Raw genomic sequence first — 18,890 nt, 5'->3', positions numbered from 1 at the left:
ACGTGTGAAGAACTCCCCCTCTGTCATCCGGCCTGAGAGTTTCACCGCGACCGTGGATGTCGCGGCTTTCACCGTGGGCGAGACCAGCGCGTGCGCACTGCCCTGCTTTTCAGAGTGGCCAGTCCGATGCGGTACACGTACCTGAGAGATTGTCGGGGAGGATTGCTCCTTCGGTGCCGCGCGTTTCGCGCGACTCTCCCGCATCGACCTGATTGGCCCGGTATTCAGTTGACCCGGCCAGCATATCCGCATCCGTGCCCTCCCGCGCGCGCTCGCGTGCGACGGGCCCGGTTTGCTGTTCTGGTCAGAATGACACTAAGATGGCGGACAACTTATGGTCATGGTGACCTTTAGTCCGACGGGAGGCCCGTGATGGCCGCACACGAACACGCGAGCGCGATGCTCGCCGTGTCGACGGTCATCTTCGCCCTGCGCACCGACGAGGAGACGGGAGGCGAGCCCCAGGTCTGGCTGCCGCTGGTGCGACGCATCCGCGACCCCTACGAAGGACGCTGGGCGCTCCCCGGAGGCCCGCTCCGGGTCGGCGAAGACCTGGCCTACGCGGCGGCGCGGACGCTGGGCGACACGACGGGACTGACCCCGCGCTACCTGGAGCAGCTCTACACGTTCGGCGACGCCGTGCGCTCCCCCGGCGCCGCCGACAGCGACGAGCGCGTGGTCTCGATCGTCTACTGGGCGCTGGTCGGCAGTGCGGAGGCCGAGCAGGCGGCCGCGGGCGAGAACGTCGGCTGGTTCGCCGCAGACGACCTCCCGCAGCTGGCCTTCGACCACAACGTCATCGTCGAGTACGCGCTCTGGCGGCTGCGCACGAAGATGGAGTACTCCCGCATCGCGCACGCCTTCCTCGGCGAGCGCTTCACCCTGGCGCAGCTGCGCGAAGTGCACGAGGCCGTACTCGGCCGGCCCCTCGACCCGGCCAACTTCCGGCGCACGATCGAGGCCTCCGGCGCGGTCGTCCCGACCGGCGACTACCTGATGGGGACGCGCCACCGGCCTCCGCGGCTCTACCGCTACAACGACTCGATCGACCTGGCCGACGCGGGTCCGCTCCCCCGGCAGCAGCCTCCGTACGCATCTCATCAGCCCCTCGAGCCACGTCCCACTCCGGAAAGCGAGCAGTCATGACCATCGCATCGGTCGACACCACCATCCAGCTCATCGCGAGCGGGAGCCTCGACGGCGCCACCTGCGCCCCCGAACTCGCCGACGGGCCGTGGCTGTTCGACTCCGCTCCGCCGTCGTACGGCCCGGGCGCATCGCAGGAGGACCCGATCCCGGCGGACGCCCCGCGTCAGGGCGAACTGCCGGACGAGTACCGCACCGCCTCCAAGGAGGAGCTCGCCGAGCGGATCCGTGCGGCGAAGGCGACCCTCGGCGACCGCGTCGCGGTGATGGGCCACTTCTACCAGCGCGACGAGGTCGTGCAGTACGCGGACTTCATCGGCGACTCCTTCCAGCTCGCCAACGCGGCGAAGGCCCGGCCGGAGGCCGAGACGATCGTCTTCTGCGGCGTGCATTTCATGGCCGAGACGGCCGACATCGTGTCGCGGCCGGAGCAGAAGGTCATCCTCCCGAACCTGGCCGCCGGCTGCTCGATGGCCGACATGGCCGACCTCGACTCGGTGCAGGACTGCTGGGAGGCGCTGGAGGAGCTGTACGGCACCGAGCCCGATGCCGACGGGCGGGTGCCCGTCATCCCGGTCACCTACATGAACTCGTCGGCGGCGCTCAAGGCATTCTGCGGCGAGCACGGCGGCATCGTGTGCACCTCCTCCAACGCCGCCACAGTTCTCGAGTGGGCCTTCCAGCGCGGACAGCGCGTGCTGTTCTTCCCCGACCAGCACCTCGGCCGCAACACCGCCAAGGCGATGGGCGTCCCGCTGGAGCGGATGCCGCTCTGGAACCCGCGCAAGCCGCTCGGAGGCAACGACGAGGCGACCCTCGGCGACGCCCAGGTGATCCTGTGGCACGGCTTCTGCTCGGTGCACAAGCGCTTCACGGTCGGCCAGATCGAGCACGCCCGCGCCGAGTTCCCCGGCGTGCGCGTGATCGTGCATCCCGAGTGCCCGATGGACGTCGTCGACGCCGCTGACGAGTACGGCTCGACGGACTACATCGTGAAGGCCATCCAGGCCGCGCCCGCCGGCTCGACCTTCGCCATCGGCACCGAGATCAACCTGGTGCAGCGCCTCGCGGCCGAGTACCCGCAGCACACGATCTTCTGCCTCGACTCGGTCGTGTGCCCGTGCTCGACCATGTACCGCATCCACCCCGGCTACCTGGCCTGGGTGCTGGAGGGCCTGGTCCGCGGCGAAGTGCTCAACCAGGTGCGCGTCGCCGACGACGTCGCCGAGCCCGCCCGGGTCGCGCTCGAGCGCATGCTCGCGGCGCGGCCGGACACGACGATGGCGGCCTGACGTGGCCCGCGTCGTCGTGGTCGGGAGCGGCATCGCCGGTCTCGTCGCCGCGTTGCGCGCGGCGGAGCGTCATGAGGTGACGATCGTCACCAAGGGCACGGTGGCCGAGGGCAGCACCCGCTATGCGCAGGGCGGCATCGCCGCGGCGGTGTTCTCGGATGACAGCGTCGCCTCCCACGTGGCCGACACGCTGCGCGCCGGCGCCGGACTGAACGTGCTCGCCGCCGTGGAGGCCCTCTGCGGCGACGGCCCGCAGCGGGTGCGCGAGCTGATCGCGCTCGGCGTCGCGTTCGACCGCGACGGCACGGGCCTCGCGCGCGGGCTGGAGGCCGCCCACTCGAGCGCGCGCGTTCTGCACGCCGGGGGCGACGCGACCGGCGCGGAGATCGAGCGCGCGCTCGCCCACGCGATCCGCGGTGCTGGCATCCGCGTGGTGACGGACGCCTTCCTCCGCGACGTGATGGTGTCGGACGGCGCGGTCTCCGGGGTCGCCCTCCAGCTCGCCGACGGCACGGAGACCGTGCTCGATGCGGACGCGGTGATCCTCGCGACCGGTGGCTGGGGACAGCTGTACGCGCACACGACGAACCCGTCGATCGCGACGGGCGACGGCGTCGCCGCGGCGTGGCGCGCGGGAGCGCTGCTCGCCGATCTCGAGTTCACGCAGTTCCACCCGACAGCGCTGCGCCTGCCCTTCGGCGACGGAGGATCGCGCACGTTCCTGGTGTCGGAGGCGGTTCGCGGGGAGGGCGCCGTGCTGCGCAACGCGAAAGGCGAGCGGTTCATGCTCGACGCGCACCCGGACGCCGAGCTCGCCCCGCGCGACGTCGTCGCCCGGGCGATCGCCGTCGAGATGGCGGCGCAGGACGGCCTCCCCGTCGTGCTGGATGCGACGGCGCTCGGCGCGGACTTCCTCGCCCGGCGCTTCCCGACGATCGACGCGGCCTGCCGCGCGGCGGGCATCGACTGGTCACGAGAGCCGGTGCCGGTGACGCCCGCGGCGCACTACGCCATGGGCGGCGTCGCGACCGACGTGCACGGGCGCACGAGCGTGCCGGGCCTCTACGCGGTCGGCGAGATCGCCTGCACCGGAGCGCACGGGGCGAACCGCTTGGCCTCCAACTCGCTGCTGGAGGGCCTGGTGTTCGCGCACCGCGCCGCCGATGCGATCGACACGCCCTGGGCGGACGCGCCGGCGTGGACCGAGGGGCCGACGGTCTCCGCGGAGTCCATGCCGCCGGCGGCATCCGATTCCGACGTGCCGTTCGACCGCGCTCGCCTCCAGCAGGTGCTCTGGGCGGGCGCAGGCCTCCACCGCGACCGCACCGGACTCGAGCGCGCCGCACGCGCACTCGCCGCGATGCGCCTCCCGGAGCCCGGAGAGGACGCGAACCTGCTCCAGCTCGGGCGGCTCGTCGTCGCCGCCGCACTGTCGCGCGAGGAATCCCGCGGCGCCCACTTCCGCTCCGACTTCCCGCTCCCGGCGGACGCCGCACCGCATCACACGGTGCTCGCGCCGCTGCCCGCTCCCACCGAGGTGACCGTTCCATGCTGACCCGCCAGACCATCGACCACGTCGTCGGAGCCGCTCTCGTGGAGGACGCCCCGTGGGGCGACCTGACCAGCGAGTTGCTCATTCCGGAAACGGCATACGCGACGGCGCGGCTCTCCGCGCGCGAGCCGGGCACGTTCTCGGGAGGCGCCGTCTTCGCTGCCGCGATGACGCTCACCGACCCGTCCATCCGGGTGGAGCTCGCCGTGGCGGACGGCGACGCGTTCGAAGCCGGGGACACGCTCGCGACCGTCACGGGCCCCGCGCGCTTCGTGCTGCAGGGCGAGCGCGTCGCGCTCAACTTCGTGCAGCGGATGAGCGGCATCGCGACGCTCACCAGCGCCTTCGTGCGGGAGGTGGCGCACACCTCCGCCCGCATCGTCGACACCCGCAAGACCACCCCTGGCCTGCGCGCGTTCGAGCGCCACGCGGTCCGCAGCGGCGGCGGGTACAACCACCGCTACTCACTGTCGGACGCCGTGATGGCGAAGGACAACCACCTCGCCGTGCTCACTGCTCAGACCGGGCTCTCGGTCACCGACGCGCTGCGGGCGGTGCGCTCCCGGATGTCGCACACCACGCACCTGGAGGTCGAGGTCGACCGCATCGACCAGATCGAGCCCGTGCTGGCCGCGGGCGTCGACACGATCATGCTCGACAACTTCACCCTCGACCAGCTGCGGGAGGGCGTCGCCATCGTCGGCGGCCGCGCGATCGTGGAGGCCAGCGGAAACGTCACCCTCTCCACCGTGCGCGAGATCGCCGAGACCGGGGTGGACGTGATCTCGTCGGGGGCGCTCACGCACAGCGTCCGCTCCCTCGACCTCGGGCTCGACGTGGTGGTCGACGCGCCGTGAGCGGGCAGCAGCCATGACCGGCCTCTACCTCGACGCCGCCGCGACCTCCGCGGTGCGGCGCGAGGTGCTGGAGGCGATGTGGCCGTATCTGACCGGCGACTTCGGCAACCCGTCGAGTCGGCACTCGGTCGGCGAGTCGGCAGCGCGCGCCCTGGCGGACGCCCGCGCGGCGGTCGCCGCCTGGCTGGGCTGCCGGGCCTCGGAGGTGGTCTTCACCTCCGGAGGCACGGAGGCCGACAACCTCGCGATCAAGGGCATCGCGCTCGGCGCGCCGCGCGGGCGGCACATCGTCACGACGCCGATCGAGCACGAGGCGGTGCTCGCCTCCGTCGACTACCTGGCCCGCCTGCACGGCTTCGAGGTCACCCTCGTGCCCGTGGGGCGGGACGGGCGGGTGTCCCCCGCCGACTTCGCCTCCGCACTGCGCCCCGACACGACGCTGGCGAGCGTGATGCTCGCCAACAACGAGGTCGGCACCCTCCAGCCGGTGCGCGAGCTGGCGGCTCTGGCGCACGAGCACGGCGTCCCGTTCCATACCGACGCCGTGCAGGCCGCGGGCTGGCTCCCGCTCGACGTGCGCGAGCTCGGCGTCGACGCGCTGAGCGTCTCCGGCCACAAGATCGGCGCCCCCAAGGGCATCGGCGCGCTGTTCGCGCGTGGCCGGCTCCCGCTCGAGCCCGTGCTGCACGGCGGCGGGCAGGAGCGCGGCCGCCGATCGGGCACCGAGAACGTCGCGGGCGCCGTCGCACTGGCGACCGCAGCGCGCCTGGCCATGCGCGACCAGGAGGTCAACGCCCTCCGTGCCGCGGCAGCGCGCGACCGGTTCGCCGCGGCGGTCGTCGGCGCGACGCCCGGCGCGCAGCTGACCGGGCACCCGACCGAGCGGCTGCCGAGCACGGCCTCCTTCGTCTTCCCCGGCACCAACGGCGAGACCGTGCTGCTCGAACTGGAGCGCCGCGGCATCGTGTCCTCCAGCGGCTCGGCCTGCGCCGCGGGCAGCGAGGACGCCTCGCACGTGCTCCTCGCCCTCGGCTACGACGAGGACGTTGCGCGCACGGCCGTGCGGTTCTCGTGGGGCGCCGACGTGTCGGAGGCCGACCTCCTGGCCGTCGCCCCCGCCGTCGCCGAGGCGGTGCGGGAGGTATCCGACCTCGCGAGCTGAGCCGGTGAGCGCCGACCCGTTCTATTCCCGGTTACGCGGAGAGTGAACGGCGAGCGAGTTCACCTGTTCGAAACCCACGATGTCGGTCGTCATGGATAGTGTGAACCGGTGACTGAGAAGACCTCACCTGCGCCCGCCGACGCCTCCGACGCCGCCGCGCTCGATGAGTCCCGGGGGAATCAGGGCAACGGGCTGAACTCGACCGACCGCGTAGCGGAGCGGCCGAGCATCGCGCCGCGCGACCAGCGCGTGATCTGGCTGCTGCTCGCCGCCACGTTCGTCGTGATCCTCAACGAGACGATCATGAGCGTCGCCATCCCGAAGCTGATGGACGACCTCCACATCGACGCGCTCGCCGCCCAGTGGCTCTCGACCGCCTTCATGCTCACGATGGCGGTCGTCATCCCGATGACGGGCTTCCTGCTGCAGCGCTTCACGACCCGGCAGGTGTTCGTCGCCGCCATGTCGCTGTTCTCGCTCGGCACCCTGGTGGCCGCTCTCGCGCCGGGATTCGGGGTGCTCGTCGTCGCCCGCGTCATCCAGGCGTGCGGAACGGCGATGATGCTGCCGTTGCTGATGACCACGCTGATGACCCTCGTGCCGCCCGCTCTGCGCGGCCGCACCATGGGCAACGTCTCGATCGTGATCTCGGTGGCGCCGGCGGTCGGCCCGACCATCTCCGGCGTCATCCTCAACTTCCTCGCCTGGCGCTGGATCTTCCTCATCGTCCTGCCGATCGCCCTGGTGATGCTGCTGATCGGCATCCGCTTCGTCGAGAACGTGACCGAGACCCAGAAGAGCCGCATCGACGTGCTCTCGGTGATCCTCGCGGCGTTCGGGTTCGGCGGCCTGGTCTACGGACTGACGGTGAGCGGTGAGACGGGGGCCGCTGCCTCCGGCAACCAGCTGATGCTCTGGGGATCGCTCGGGGTCGGAGTCGTCTCCCTCGCGGCCTTCATCACGAGGCAGCTCCTCCTGCAGCGAAAGGATCGTGCGCTCCTCGACTTGCGCACCTTCCGCAGCCCGATCTTCACCGTCGCGATCGTCCTGATGGCGATCACGACGGCCTCCCTGTTCGGCGTGATCATCGTGCTGCCGCTGTACCTGCAGCACGTGCTGCACCTCGACGTGCTCGGAACCGGCCTCCTGCTGCTGCCGGGCGGTCTGGTGATGGGGCTCGCAGCGCCGTTCGTCGGGCGGCTCTACGACCGCTTCGGCCCGCGCGTGCTCGTCGTGCCCGGCGCCATCCTGGTCAGCCTCGTGATGTGGTCGCTCACCATGGTGACCCAGACCACGCCGGTCTACCTGGTGCTGATCGCCCACATCACGTTGAGCCTCGGGCTGGCGCTCATGTTCACACCGCTGTTCACCGCCGGTCTCGGCGCGGTTCCGCCGCACCTCTACTCGCACGGCAGCGCAATCCTCGGAACGGTCCAGCAGGTCGGCGGCGCCGCGGGCACCGCGCTCCTGGTGGCGGTGCTGTCGGCGCAGACGGCCGCTCTCGCCGCGGGCGGAGCGACGCTCGACGCGGCGACCGCGGGCGGCATCCGTGCGGCGTTCCTCGCGGCGGCCATCATCTCTGTCTTCGGGGTCGTCGGCTCCTTCTTCATCGCGAAGCCGGCCGACGCGCCGTCGGAGGCGGCGTTCGCGCACTGACGCCGGGAGGTCGAACTGGGGGAGAAATCCCCTGGCACCCGCTGTCGCGCGGTGGGACGATGTCTCGCGACGATGGGGAACCGTGCGTGTGAGGAGGAGGCCATGACCGTCATCCAGACCGTCGACCCCGGTGAGGCGACCGGAGCCGTTGCGGAGATCTACGCGAAAGACGAGCGCGATCTCGGCTACGTGGCCGAGTACACCCGCGTGATGGCCTCGAACCCGGAGGCCTACCAGGCGTGGGAGCAGCTGATCCGGGCCATCGTGTCGCAGCTCGGGGTGCGCCGCTTCGAACTGGTCACCCTCGCCGCCGCCGAGGGCACGCACTCCCAGCACTGCCGGCTCGCGCACGGCCGCAAGACGCTCGCCGTCATGGACGCCGACACGGTGGAGGCCATCGCCCGCGACTACCGCAACGCCGGCCTCAGCGACGCCGAGGTGGCCATGATGGAGTACGCCGAGCGCATCAGCACCGACGCGGCCTCCATGACGGAGGCCGACGCTCTGCGGCTGCGCGAGCTCGGATTCACCGACCGCGAGATCGTCGACATCACCCTCGCCGCCGCGGCCCGCAACTACTTCAGCCGTGCGATCCAGGCTCTCGGTGTCTCGGTGGAGGTTCCTCCCGGCATCAGCGACAGCCTCCGCACCGCTCTGCTGGCGCCGCTGTGAGCGCCGAGGACGTCGCACCGGCAGATCCCGCACCGATCGAGCGCAGCATCGTCCAGGACGTGGTGCTCGCCACTCCGCGCCCGGTCGGTCGCATCCAGACCCGCCGCATCACGATGCAGCCGAACGTGGCGGGCGGCCTGCACCTCCACAACGGGCCGGTCGTCGGCTCGATCGAACGCGGCTCGGCGATCTACCAGGTCGAGGGAGGCGTGGAGCGCACCCTCGAGGTCGGCGACACCTTCTACGAAGAGGAGGGCACCCGGATCGCCCGGTTCGACGCCGGCCCCGACGGCGTCGTGTTCCTCGCGCACTTCCCCGTGGCGACGCACGAGGAGCCGACGCTCACGATGCTCTGATCCGTCCGATCCCGCAGGAGGCCCCCATGGTGTTCGTCGTCAAACGCGTCTATGACGCGCCCGCGGTCGAAGACGGCTTCAGAGTGCTCGTCGACCGCCTGTGGCCGCGCGGGCTGACGAAGGAGAAGGCGCGCGTCGACCTGTGGCTCAAGGAGGTCGCTCCATCGACGGAGCTGCGGCGCTGGTTCCACCACGAGGCTCCCCTGTTCGACGAGTTCACGGCGCGCTATGAAGCCGAGCTCGACGCGAACCCCGGGGCCGTCGACCAGCTGCGGGAGCTCGGTCGAACCCATCCCGTCGTCACGCTGCTGGTCGGTGCGCGCGATCCCGAACTGAATCAGGGGGCGGTGCTCGAGAGGTATCTCGAGCACCGCCCCCGGTGACGGCAACCACAGCCGTCGGCGTCGGCCGCGCCCGGTTCAGACGGCCGGCGCCAGCTCCTCGCGCTCCGCGGCGCGCGTGTCGGCCTCCGACTCGTCGACGAGGAACCAGGTGTACGCCGGGATGGTCAGGAACGTCGGGAACTCCTCCGCGAGGGACACCTCGCGCAGCAGTTCGGCGGCGTCGTCGAAGCGCTCCTCGAGGCCCGCGCTGCGCGCGGCGGCGCTGAGCCGCGCACGCTCCTCCTCCAGCACGCCCGCGACGAGCGCCCGGTCGACGGTCGTCCCCTCATCGGTGACGGCGCGGTTCTCGATCCACTGCCGCAGCAGCGAGCGCGAGATCTCGGCGGTCGCCGCGTCCTCCATCAGCCCGTCGATCGCGACGGCGCCCGTGCCCCGCAGCCAGGCCTCGATGTACCGCAGCGCGACCGAGACGTTCGACCGCACCCCGGCATCGGTCACCGAGCCGCCCGCCGAGCGGATGTCGAGCAGGTCGTCCGCGGTGACGTGGACGTCGTCGCGCAGCCGCCCGAGCTGGTTCGGCCGGTCGCCCAGCACCGCGTCGAACTCCGCCAGGGCCGTCGGGATGAGGTCGGGGTGAGCGACCCAGGTGCCGTCGAAGCCGTCGCCGGCCTCCCGGCGCTTGTCGTCGGCGACCTGCGCGAGGGCGCGCTCGGTGGCCTCCGCGTCGCGGCGGTTGGGGATGAACGCGCTCATCCCGCCGATGGCGTGCGCGCCGCGCTTGTGGCACGTCGCCACGAGCAGCTCGGTATAGGCGCGCATGAACGGGACGGTCATCGTGATCCCGCGCCGGTCGCCGAACGCGAACCGCCGTCCGCGGCCGAGGAACGTCTTGATGATCGAGAAGATGTAGTCCCAGCGCCCGGCGTTCAGGCCGGCGCAGTGGTCGCGCAGCTCGTAGAGGATCTCCTCCATCTCGAACGCGGCGGGGATGGTCTCGATGAGGACCGTCGCCCGCACGGTGCCGACCGGCATCCCGATGCGCTGCTGGGCGAACACGAAGATGTCGTTCCAGAGCCGGGCCTCCAGGTGCGACTCCAGCTTCGGGAGGTAGAAGTACGGACCGCGGCCCGACGCGACCAGCTCGGCCGCGTTGTGCCAGAAGTACAGCCCGAAGTCGGTGAGCGAGGCGCTCGCCGGCGCCGTGCGGCCCGCGCGGTCGGTGAACGCCAGGTGCTTCTCGACCAGGTGCCAGCCCCGCGGGCGCATCACGATCGTGGGTGTGTGCTCGTGGGGAGTGGTCACCCGGTAGTCCTTGCCTTCCGGGCTGGTGAAGGCGAGGCGGCCGCGGGCGGCGTCGCGCAGGGTGCGCTGACCGCCGACGATGTTGCCCCACGTCGGGCTGGTGGCGTCCTCCAGATCGGCGAGCCAGACCCGTGCGCCCGAGTTGAGGGCGTTGATCGCCATCTTGGGGTCGGTCGGGCCGGTGATCTCGACGCGGCGGTCCTCCAGACCGGGGCCGGCGCCGGCGACCCGCCAGGCCGGGTCCTCCCGGATGGCCTCCGTGGTGCTGAGGAACTTCGGGTCGCGGCCGTTGCCGGCCTCCGATCGCCGGCGCTGGCGCTCCAGCAGGAGCTCCTGGCGGCGGGCGGCGAACGCCTGGTGCAGGTGGTCGACGACGGCGAGGGCCTCCGGGGTGAGGATGTCGTCGGTCCCGTCGACGCGGGGCCCGGTGATCTCGATCATGGTCGTGTCCTTGTCTCTCGGTCCGCGGCGTGCGCGGATCAGAACTGGTGCTGTTCGGTGGAACCGACGAGGGCGAGAGTTGCGCTGTCGGGGTTGAGCGCGGTCGCGATGCGGTCGAAGTAGCCGGTGCCGACCTCCCGCTGGTGGCGGGTGGCGGTGTAGCCGGAGCTCTCGGAGGCGAATTCGGCCTCCTGGAGGTCCACGTACGCGCTCATCTGCCGGTCGGCGTAGTCCTTGGCGAGCGTGAACATGGAGTAGTTGAGGGCGTGGAAGCCCGCAAGGGTGATGAACTGGAAGGCGTAGCCCATCGCCGCCAGCTCGCGCTGGAACCGGGCGATGGTCTCGTCGTCGAGGTGCTTGCGCCAGTTGAACGACGGCGAGCAGTTGTAGGCCAGCTTCTTGCCGGGGAACTCGGCGTGCACGGCCTCGGCGAACCGGCGCGCGAGCTCGAGGTCGGGCTCGGCCGACTCCACCCAGAGGAGGTCGGCGTACGGCGCGTAGGCCAGGCCGCGCGCGATGACCGGGTCGATGCCGTTCCGCACTTCGTAGAAGCCCTCCGCGGTGCGGGTGCCGGTGAGGAACGGGCGGTCGCGCTCGTCGTGGTCGCTGGTGAGCAAGGTGGCGGCGAGCGAGTCGGTGCGGGCGATGACGATCGTCGGCACGCCGGCCACGTCGGCCGCGAGCCTCGCGGCGTTGAGCGTGCGGATGTGCTGGCCGGTCGGGATGAGCACCTTGCCGCCCATGTGGCCGCACTTCTTCTCGCTGGCGAGCTGGTCCTCCCAGTGCACACCCGCCGCGCCCGCCTGGATCATGCCGTGCATCAGCTCGTAGGCGTTGAGCGGGCCGCCGAACCCGGCCTCGGCGTCGGCGACGATCGGGGCCATCCAGTCGGAGACCGGGCCCTCGGTGCCCTCGACCTGGCCGGCACGCAGCAGCGCGTTGTTGATGCGGCGCACTACCGCGGGCACCGAGTTGGCCGGGTAGAGGCTCTGGTCGGGGTAGGTCTGACCCGAGAGGTTGGCGTCGGCGGCGACCTGCCAGCCGGAGAGGTAGATGGCCTCCAGGCCCGCTCGCACCTGCTGCACCGCCTGGTTGCCGGTGAGGGCGCCGAGCGCGGAGACCCACTGGCCGTCGGGGCCGGTGCCGTCGCGTTGGATGAGCTCCCAGAGCCGCTCGGCTCCGCGGCGGGCGAGGGTCTGCTCCTCACGGACCGGGCCGCGCAGCGCCACGACGTCCTCGGCCGTGTAGTCGCGGCGGATGCCGGACCAGCGGGGGTCGGCGTCCCACTCGAGCCGGAGCTCGGCAGCGGTCTGCGTGGTGTCGCCGGGGCGGGCTGAGCTGTTCATGGGGACCTCCATCGGTCGGATCGGATGACACGATCGTGCCCGCCCCGCACCAGCAGCGGAGAAGATCCGTCGACAGAAATTCCCGGGTTCTTCTGTTTGCCAGAACTCCGGGCGGGTGTCACGATGGCCTGCATGACCGACACCGCTGTCACGGTCGACGACGAGGCGACCGCGACCGACGCACTCACCCTCGGCCGCCGCGTGCGCGCCTACCGGCTCGAACGGGCTATGACCCTGGAGGCCCTGGCCGCGGCGATCGACCGCGCGCCCTCCCAGGTCTCGGCGATCGAGAACGGCAACCGCGAGCCTCGACTCGCCCAGCTGCGCCTGATCGCCGCGGCCCTCGGGGTCACCGTGGACGACCTCCTCGCGCCCGATGCGCCCGACGAGCGCGCGGCCCTCGAGATCGCCGTCGAGCGTGCCCAGCGCGGCCCGGTGTTCGCGGCTCTCGGCATCGATCCGGTGCGGGTGTCGAAGTCGGTGCCGGATGCGACGCTGCGGGCGATCCTCGCGCTGCACCAGGAGGTCGGGCGGCTGCACCGCGAGCGGGCGGCGACCCCCGAGGAGGCACGCCGCGCCAACGCGCAGCTGCGCGCCACGATGCGGGCCCGCGACAACTACTTCGCGGACCTGGAGGCCATCGCGGCCGACCTGCTGGGTGCCGTCGGGCACACCGGCGGACCGGTCTCGCACCAGACGGTCGCCGACATGGCCGACCGCCTCGGATTCTCGCTCCACTACGTCGGCGATCTGCCGCACTCCACCCGCTCGGTGACCGACAAGCGCAACGGACGCATCTACCTGCCGACCGAGCAGTCGGCCTCCCGCGACTCCCGCTCCCCCATCCTGCAGGCGTTCGCCTCGCAGCTGCTCGGCCACGACGAGCCGCGAAATTACGCCGACTTTCTGCGCCAGCGGGTGGAGACCAACTACCTGACCGCCGCGCTGCTGCTGCCCGAGAAGGACGCCGTCGCGTTCCTCACCGAGGCGAAGAACTTCCGGCGCATCTCGATGGAGGACCTGCGCGACGCCTTCGCGGTGTCGTACGAGACGGCCTGCCACCGCTTCACCAACCTCGCGACCGCGCGGCTCGGCATCCCGGTGCACTTCATGAAGGTGCACGAGTCGGGCACGATCATCAAGGCGTACGAGAACGACTCGGTCGCGTTCCCGTCGGACGCGCTGGGCGCGATCGAGGGCACGCCGGTCTGCCGCAGTTGGACGGCGCGGACGGTATTCGACGTCGCCGACCGGTTCAGCCCGTACTACCAGTACACCGACACTCCGCGCGGCACCTTCTGGTGCACCTCCCGCATCGAGAAGGCCAAGGAGGGCGACTACTCGGTGAGCGTCGGCGTGCCGTTCGCGCACGTGAAGTGGTTCCGAGGCCGGGAGACGACGCACCGCGCCGTGTCGCGCTGCCCCGACGAGTCGTGCTGCCGCCGCCCGTCGGGCGCCCTGGCCGACCGCTGGGAGGGCATGGCGTGGCCGGCGGCCCGCACGCCCACGTCACTGCTGGCCGCGCTGCCGACCGGCACGTTCCCCGGAGTGGACTCGACCGAGGTCTACGACTTCCTCGAGCGTCACGCGCCCGCAGCCTGAGCGCCGAGGGCCGACTACTCGAGGACGAGCTCCCGTACGGCGACGCCGTAGGGGTCGAGCCTCAGCTCGCCGGCGGGCTCGCCCGTCAGCGTGCGCAGCTCCCCCGCCACGTGCGGCCGCACGGTGACCGCCGTCGCATGCTGCGAGACGAACACGACGAATCGGCGGCCGTCGCCGTGCACCAGCGTGTCGGCGAACACGCGCGGGTCGTCGATGCGCACGTCGCGCTCCACGTCGGCGAGGTCGGCGAGCGCTGCGTACAGCCTCCAGGTGTCCTCCGGGTTCACCCGCGCCCGTGCGGACGCGAAGAACTCGATCGGGTAGGTGCAGAGCACCGCGCGGCCCGCGCCGTGCTCTTTCACCACGATCGCGGGGCGGCCGTGGGCGTCGACCGCCACGACGGAGCCGGAGGTCGCCCGCACCGGGAGGAAGGTCCGGCCGTTCTCGTTTCCCGCGGCAGGGAACGACAGCGTCGTTCCGGCGGGGAGGCCGGCGAAGTCCGCCACGAAGCGCACGGTCGCGACCTCGTCGGTCACCGGCTCGGCGAGGCCGTACGAGGAAGCCGTCCGGACGCCGAAGAGCGCCTCGGTGTTGGCCCACCACGGCCCGCGCTGCACGCCGCTGTCGCCGTGCGAGAACGAGGCGTACACGGTCGCGCCGCCGCGGGCGAGCTCCTCCAGTTGCAGCCAGGAGGTGGCGCAGAGCTGCTTGACCGACGGCAGCAGGTAGAGGCCGTAGCCGGCGGGGATGCCGCCGTCCTCGCGCTCGCGGACCACCGCGACCGGGATGTGCGCCTCGTGGGCGGCGAGGTACGACTGCTCGCCGGTGACCACGATGTGCGCGCGCTCGTCCTCCTGCGTGAACGGGTAGTCGGCCTCCAGGTGCGACGGCACCACGATGGCGGCATCGACCGGGGTGCGCTGCACGTTCGGGAGGTCGATCGCGGCGAGGTCGGCGGCGAACCGGGCGAGCTCGCGCAGCGGCGGCTTGGGGGCGCCGGTGCGGTCGGTGATGCCGAAGTGCATCTCGAACGGATGGTGCGAGTACGGACGCTGGTCGGCCAGGTCGTCGTAGTCGGTGTTGTTCCAGGCGATCCACCCGGTCGCGCCGGCGAGCAGTGTCGTGTAGACCAGCTGCCGGTAGTACGACGCGGCGCCCTCGTCGGAGACGAAGTCGCTGGTGAGGCCGAACTCCTCCATGATCACCGGGAGGCCGCCGACGCCCGCCAGCTCGGCGATGTAGGCCGCCTTGAGGTGCTGCCGCGTCTGGTCGGTCTCCATCCGGTACACGTGCGGGCCGACGAAATCGGTGAAGCGCGCGAGGTCGCGCACCGAGAAGCCGTTGTCGTGGCCGGTGGTCTCGATGCCCCACGCGCCGTCGCCGACGGAGACCGGCTGAGTGCCGCCTCCCGCCCGGACGGCGTCGACCAGCAAGGACGCCCATGCGTCGACGATCGGGCGCGGCGCCTCCCCTCCGTAGATCGGCATCTCATTCGTCAGAAGCCAGCCGGCGACGGCGGGATGCGCGGCGAACCGCGCCGTCAGCTCCCGCACGTACCAGGCCTGGCGCCCGACGAACCAGACATCGCTGTACAGGTCGCGGCCCTCCCGCCACGACGGGTCCCAGTTCTCGCCCGACATGTGCCCGACCAGGAAGGTCGGCACGGTCGTCATCCCGATCTCGGTGTGCGCATCGAGGAAGTCGGCGAAGTTGGCCAGGCACTGCTCGTCGAGCGTGTCGGGAGTCGGGTGGAAGTCGGGCCAGTAGAAGAACGACCGCGTCATGGTGAGCCCGTGGTCGGCGAGGACGCGCAGCTCATCGCGCAGGATCGCGGGGTCGTAGCGCTTCCACATGAGCGGACCTCCGGTGCGCGACCAGAAGTTCGCTCCGAGCCAGACCACGGGGGCGTCGTCGACCCTGAGCACCGGGGATGGACGATCCATGCTTCCTTCCGGTTTCCGCGACGTCACTTGACCGCGCCGGCGGTCAGCCCAGCGACGAAGTTGCGCTGCAGCAGCAGGAACGCGACCACGATCGGGATCGAAACCACGAGGGAGGCCGCCATGATCTGGTTCCAGTACACGTTCGTCTGCGTCGAGTAGAGCTGGAGGCCGACCGCCAGCGTCCGGTTCTCGTCCGTGGTCATCACGGATGCGAACAGCACCTCGCCCCAGCTGGTCATGAAGGAGTAGATCGCGACGGCGATCAGCCCCGGCCGGGCCGCGGGCAGGATGACGTGCCAGAGCGCGCCCATCGCACCGGAACCGTCGACCTTCGCCGCCTCGTCGAGCTCGCGCGGGATGCCGTCGAAATAGCCGGCGAGCATCCAGATCGAGAACGGCAGCACGAACGTGAAGTACGTGATGATGAGTCCCCAGCGGGTGCCGACGAGCTGGATGCCGGTCGCCTGGTTGATGTTCACGAAGATCAGGAACAGCGGGAGCAGGAACAGCACGCCGGGGAACATCTGCGTGGAGAGCACCGTCGTCGTGAAAACGTTCCGGCCCTTGAACCGGTAGCGCGACACGGCGTACGCGGCGAAGACCGCGATCACGAGGCTGATCAGCGTCGCCCCGCTCGACACGATGAGGCTGTTGACGAAGTACGAGGCCAGCGGGACGGTCGTCCACATGTCGATGAACGGCTGGAAGGTGATCGTCTGCGGCCACCAGGTGAAGGCGCCCTGCACCTCCGAGAGCGGCTTCATCGACGAGGTCACCATGACGTACAGCGGCACCACGGTGAAGATCGTCAAGACGGCGACGACGACCCAGCGGAAGACTTGGGAAGAGCGGGTTTCACGCATCGCGGTTCCTCCGGTTGACGGCGATCAGGTAGATGCCCGTGACCACGAGCAGGAACAGCAGCAGGAGCACGCTCATGGCGGCGCCGGAGCCGAAGTTCCAGGTCAGGAACGAGGCGTTGTAGATGTGGAACGAGATCAGGTCCCCCGCCGCCGGCTGGGCGGTGCTTCCGAAGAGCACGTACGGGGTGTTGAAGTCGTTGAACGTCCAGAGGAACATCACGAGCAGCAGCACCGAGTTCACCGGGCGCAGCATCGGCAGGGTGATCGAGCGCCATTGCCGGAACGGCTTGGCTCCGTCGACGGCCGAGGCCTCGTAGACCTCGGAAGGGACCGACTGCAGACCTGCCATCAGCATGAGGAAGGCGAACGGCCACAGCCTCCAGATAGCGACGATGACGATCGCCCAGAACGCGTTGCCGCCGATCAGCCAGAACGGCTTGTCGCCCGGCAGCCCCAGGTTGTCGAAGAGGAAGTGGTTGATCGCGCCCGTGTCCTTCTGGAACATGAACTTCCACGTGATGATGCCGGCGTAGAGCGGCAGCGCGTACGGCACGAGGAAGAGCGTGCGGAAGAGCGCGCGCCCGCGGAACCGGCCCTGGAGCGCAACCGCCGCGGCCATCCCGAACACCCAGGAGAGCCCGACGACCAGGATGGTGAAGCCGACGGTGACGAAGAACGAATGCAGCAGACCGGCACCCACCGAGCCGTTGAAGTCGAGCGCGACCTGGTAGTTCTTGAGGCCGACGAACGGCGCTTCGCTCCAGTTCGCGATGAAGAACTTGGTGAGCTGCAGGAAGCTGATCCAGATGCCGGTGAGCATCGGCACGACGTGGATGAGCAGCTCGAACACGATGGCGGGTGCGAGCAGGATGAACGGGAGCCACCACCCCTTGGGGCGCTTCCGTTTCGGGGCGGGCGGCGCCGGAGCCGGCTTCTGCGCGGCTTCGGGCCCTCGGACGTCTGTCGTCGTCGACATGGGTCTCCTTCAGGTGGTACGTGCTCGCCGGGCGGGATGTGTCCCGCCCGGCGAGCGTGTCATTCAGAGCGTCAGCCGCCGATCGACTGCTTGACCTGGTCTTGCGCGTTCTGCAGCGCCGACTTGATGTCGGAGTCGGAGACCGTGCCGCCCGTGGCGATCTTGGCGAACATGTCGTTCATCGCCTTGCCGACGGTGTTCTCGAACTGGTCCTCGGCCGGCACCAGCGGCAGCGGCTTGGACATCTCGTTGTAGATCTTCTGGAAGGTGGCCGCCTCGTCAGCGTTGTCGGTGAAGGTCGGCTTGACCCCGTTGAGCACCGGGAGGGTCGCGTACGGCTTGGCCAGCTTGCTCTGGGTGGACTCGCTGGTCATGTACTTGACGAACTCGAGCGCCGCGTCCTTGTTCTTCGTGTTCTTGAAGATCGACAGGTTGATGCCGGCGACGTGGCTGGCGACCGGCTTGCCGCCCTCGGGAGACGGGAACGGCACGACACCGTACGCGTCGGACTTCATCCCGTTGGCGTTGATCGACGAGTCGGCGTTGTTCTGGCTGAGGATCATCGCGACCTTGCCGGTGGCGAAGTCGTTGACCGCCTGCACGCCGTTGTCGTACTGCGCGTTGGAGGTGTTCACGACCTTGTCGGTCTGCATCAGGTCGAGGTAGCGCTTGATGCCGTCGACGTTCGCCGAGGAGGTGAAGGTCGGGTTGCCCTTGCTGTCGAACCACTCGCCGCCGTTCTGCGCCGAGTTGATGAACGCGAAGTGCGCGTTCTCGGTGTAGCTTCCGGCCGCGAGCGAGAACCCGTACTGGGTGCCGTTGGTCAGCTTCTTGGCGTCGGTGACCAGCTCCTCCCAGTTGGTTGGCGCCTGCACACCGGCGTCGGAGAACATCTTCTTGTTGTAGTACAGGCCGTAGGCCAGACCGTAGAGCGGGACGCTGGTGGGCGTCTTGCCTGCCGCGCCGCCGGTGTCGAGGGCGGTCTTGACGAATTTGTCGCTGCCTCCGATCGACTTCATCTCGCTGTCGCCGAACGGCAGGAAGGCGCCGGTCGCCTGCAGGGACGCGGCCCACGTGTTGCCGATGTTCAGCACATCGGGGCCCTGGCCGGAGGTGACGGCGGTCTGGATGCGCGTCTGCAGGTCGTTCCAGCCGATGACCTCGAGCTTGACCTTCACGCCGGTCTTCTTGGTGAAGTCGTCCAGAACCGGGGTGAGCACCTGCTTGTCGTTGTCGAGGCTGGTCCCCTGGTTGCTGGCCCAGTAGGTGATGGTCGACCCGCTGGCCGACGATGTCGAACCGCTGCTGCTGCAGCCCGCCGCCACGAGCGAGATCGTGGCCGCCAGCGCTGCCGCGGCGATGACGCGTTTCCTCATTGTG

16 protein-coding genes and 1 riboswitch are annotated in these 18,890 nt (G+C 70.4%); of the genes, 10 read left to right on the top strand and 6 right to left on the bottom strand.

Going from position 1 to position 18,890, the window contains the following annotated elements:
- Positions 1 to 119: 119 nt before the first annotated feature.
- A riboswitch (glycine riboswitch) is annotated at positions 120 to 211 on the bottom strand.
- Between the two features lie 161 nt (positions 212 to 372).
- The 9 genes from ASF88_RS05620 (at position 373) to ASF88_RS05580 (ending at position 9,076) form a co-directional block, all read left to right on the top strand.
- Entirely contained in the window at positions 373 to 1,146 is a 774-nt protein-coding gene (locus ASF88_RS05620) for an NUDIX hydrolase (protein WP_200935232.1), read from the top strand.
- Positions 1,143 to 2,438, top strand: a complete 1,296-nt coding sequence (gene nadA / locus ASF88_RS05615; RefSeq protein WP_055915343.1) for a quinolinate synthase NadA — start codon at positions 1,143 to 1,145, stop codon at positions 2,436 to 2,438. Before ASF88_RS05620 ends, nadA begins: the two co-directional genes overlap by 4 nt.
- A 1-nt stretch (position 2,439) precedes the next feature.
- Positions 2,440 to 3,993: an L-aspartate oxidase gene (nadB, locus tag ASF88_RS05610; protein WP_055915339.1), complete on the top strand. Its 1,554-nt coding sequence runs from the start codon at positions 2,440 to 2,442 to the stop codon at positions 3,991 to 3,993.
- Positions 3,987 to 4,847, top strand: coding sequence for a carboxylating nicotinate-nucleotide diphosphorylase (gene nadC / locus ASF88_RS05605; RefSeq protein WP_055915334.1), 861 nt, complete (start codon positions 3,987 to 3,989; stop codon positions 4,845 to 4,847). The genes nadB and nadC overlap by 7 nt, the downstream gene beginning before the upstream one ends.
- Positions 4,848 to 4,860: 13 nt before the next feature.
- Complete coding sequence (locus ASF88_RS05600; RefSeq protein ID WP_055915332.1) at positions 4,861 to 6,009, top strand: cysteine desulfurase family protein; 1,149 nt, start codon at positions 4,861 to 4,863, stop codon at positions 6,007 to 6,009.
- 192 nt (positions 6,010 to 6,201) lie between these two features.
- A complete protein-coding gene (locus tag ASF88_RS05595; protein ID WP_055916722.1) occupies positions 6,202 to 7,665 on the top strand; it encodes an MDR family MFS transporter in 1,464 nt (487 codons plus the stop codon).
- 102 nt (positions 7,666 to 7,767) lie between these two features.
- Positions 7,768 to 8,337, top strand: a complete 570-nt coding sequence (locus ASF88_RS05590; protein ID WP_055915330.1) for a peroxidase-related enzyme — start codon at positions 7,768 to 7,770, stop codon at positions 8,335 to 8,337.
- Complete coding sequence (locus ASF88_RS05585; protein ID WP_055915327.1) at positions 8,334 to 8,693, top strand: hypothetical protein; 360 nt, start codon at positions 8,334 to 8,336, stop codon at positions 8,691 to 8,693. The genes ASF88_RS05590 and ASF88_RS05585 overlap by 4 nt, the downstream gene beginning before the upstream one ends.
- Before the next feature lie 26 nt (positions 8,694 to 8,719).
- Entirely contained in the window at positions 8,720 to 9,076 is a 357-nt protein-coding gene (locus ASF88_RS05580) for a DUF488 domain-containing protein (protein WP_055915321.1), read from the top strand.
- A gap of 36 nt (positions 9,077 to 9,112) precedes the next feature.
- Here the strand turns inward: ASF88_RS05580 and aceB are convergent, their stop codons facing one another.
- Together aceB and aceA are read right to left on the bottom strand one after the other, a co-directional pair.
- On the bottom strand, positions 9,113 to 10,780 hold the full coding sequence (aceB, locus tag ASF88_RS05575; RefSeq protein ID WP_055915318.1) for a malate synthase A: 1,668 nt from the start codon (positions 10,778 to 10,780) through the stop codon (positions 9,113 to 9,115).
- Between the two features lie 38 nt (positions 10,781 to 10,818).
- On the bottom strand, positions 10,819 to 12,126 hold the full coding sequence (gene aceA / locus ASF88_RS05570) for an isocitrate lyase (RefSeq protein ID WP_157498245.1): 1,308 nt from the start codon (positions 12,124 to 12,126) through the stop codon (positions 10,819 to 10,821).
- Between the two features lie 132 nt (positions 12,127 to 12,258).
- On the opposite strand from aceA, the gene ASF88_RS05565 reads away from it, so the two are divergent.
- Positions 12,259 to 13,728 (top strand): helix-turn-helix transcriptional regulator, encoded by a 1,470-nt coding sequence (locus tag ASF88_RS05565; protein ID WP_200935231.1) that lies wholly within the window; start codon positions 12,259 to 12,261, stop codon positions 13,726 to 13,728.
- Positions 13,729 to 13,742: 14 nt separating this feature from the next.
- Here ASF88_RS05565 and ASF88_RS05560 read toward each other — a convergent pair whose 3' ends face one another.
- The 4 genes from ASF88_RS05560 to ASF88_RS05545 all read right to left on the bottom strand — a co-directional run bounded on the left by ASF88_RS05560 (position 13,743) and on the right by ASF88_RS05545 (position 18,886).
- Complete coding sequence (locus ASF88_RS05560) at positions 13,743 to 15,671, bottom strand: cellulase family glycosylhydrolase (RefSeq protein ID WP_055915306.1); 1,929 nt, start codon at positions 15,669 to 15,671, stop codon at positions 13,743 to 13,745.
- Between the two features lie 23 nt (positions 15,672 to 15,694).
- The gene (locus ASF88_RS05555; RefSeq protein WP_055915303.1) at positions 15,695 to 16,534 is read right to left on the bottom strand and encodes a carbohydrate ABC transporter permease; all 840 of its coding nucleotides are present in this window, start codon (positions 16,532 to 16,534) and stop codon (positions 15,695 to 15,697) included.
- Positions 16,527 to 17,510, bottom strand: coding sequence for a carbohydrate ABC transporter permease (locus tag ASF88_RS05550; RefSeq protein ID WP_055915299.1), 984 nt, complete (start codon positions 17,508 to 17,510; stop codon positions 16,527 to 16,529). The genes ASF88_RS05555 and ASF88_RS05550 overlap by 8 nt, the downstream gene beginning before the upstream one ends.
- Positions 17,511 to 17,581: 71 nt before the next feature.
- Positions 17,582 to 18,886 carry an ABC transporter substrate-binding protein gene (locus ASF88_RS05545; protein ID WP_055915295.1) on the bottom strand — a complete coding sequence of 435 codons (1,305 nt, stop codon included), beginning with the start codon at positions 18,884 to 18,886 and terminating at the stop codon, positions 17,582 to 17,584.
- Between the last annotated feature and the right edge of the window lie 4 nt (positions 18,887 to 18,890).

It is taken from the genome of Leifsonia sp. Leaf336 (assembly GCF_001423695.1).
In the GTDB taxonomy this organism is placed as follows: Bacteria; Actinomycetota; Actinomycetes; order Actinomycetales; family Microbacteriaceae; genus Leifsonia.
The sequence above is the reverse complement of the archived record's forward strand: the minus strand, read 5'-3'. Positions and strand labels throughout refer to the sequence as shown.

Excerpts from the sequence above, each read along its gene's own strand:
- ASF88_RS05620 (WP_200935232.1), top strand. The coding sequence starts at position 373 with ATGGCCGCACACGAACACGCGAGCGCGATGCTCGCCGTGTCGACGGTC.
- nadA (WP_055915343.1), top strand. The coding sequence starts at position 1,143 with ATGACCATCGCATCGGTCGACACCACCATCCAGCTCATCGCGAGCGGG.
- nadC (WP_055915334.1), top strand. The coding sequence starts at position 3,987 with ATGCTGACCCGCCAGACCATCGACCACGTCGTCGGAGCCGCTCTCGTG.
- ASF88_RS05600 (WP_055915332.1), top strand. The coding sequence starts at position 4,861 with ATGACCGGCCTCTACCTCGACGCCGCCGCGACCTCCGCGGTGCGGCGC.
- ASF88_RS05590 (WP_055915330.1), top strand. The coding sequence starts at position 7,768 with ATGACCGTCATCCAGACCGTCGACCCCGGTGAGGCGACCGGAGCCGTT.
- ASF88_RS05580 (WP_055915321.1), top strand. The coding sequence starts at position 8,720 with ATGGTGTTCGTCGTCAAACGCGTCTATGACGCGCCCGCGGTCGAAGAC.
- aceB (WP_055915318.1), bottom strand. The coding sequence starts at position 10,780 with ATGATCGAGATCACCGGGCCCCGCGTCGACGGGACCGACGACATCCTC.
- aceA (WP_157498245.1), bottom strand. The coding sequence starts at position 12,126 with ATGAACAGCTCAGCCCGCCCCGGCGACACCACGCAGACCGCTGCCGAG.
- ASF88_RS05565 (WP_200935231.1), top strand. The coding sequence starts at position 12,259 with ATGACCGACACCGCTGTCACGGTCGACGACGAGGCGACCGCGACCGAC.
- ASF88_RS05560 (WP_055915306.1), bottom strand. The coding sequence starts at position 15,671 with ATGGATCGTCCATCCCCGGTGCTCAGGGTCGACGACGCCCCCGTGGTC.
- ASF88_RS05555 (WP_055915303.1), bottom strand. The coding sequence starts at position 16,534 with ATGCGTGAAACCCGCTCTTCCCAAGTCTTCCGCTGGGTCGTCGTCGCC.
- ASF88_RS05550 (WP_055915299.1), bottom strand. The coding sequence starts at position 17,510 with ATGTCGACGACGACAGACGTCCGAGGGCCCGAAGCCGCGCAGAAGCCG.
- ASF88_RS05545 (WP_055915295.1), bottom strand. The coding sequence starts at position 18,886 with ATGAGGAAACGCGTCATCGCCGCGGCAGCGCTGGCGGCCACGATCTCG.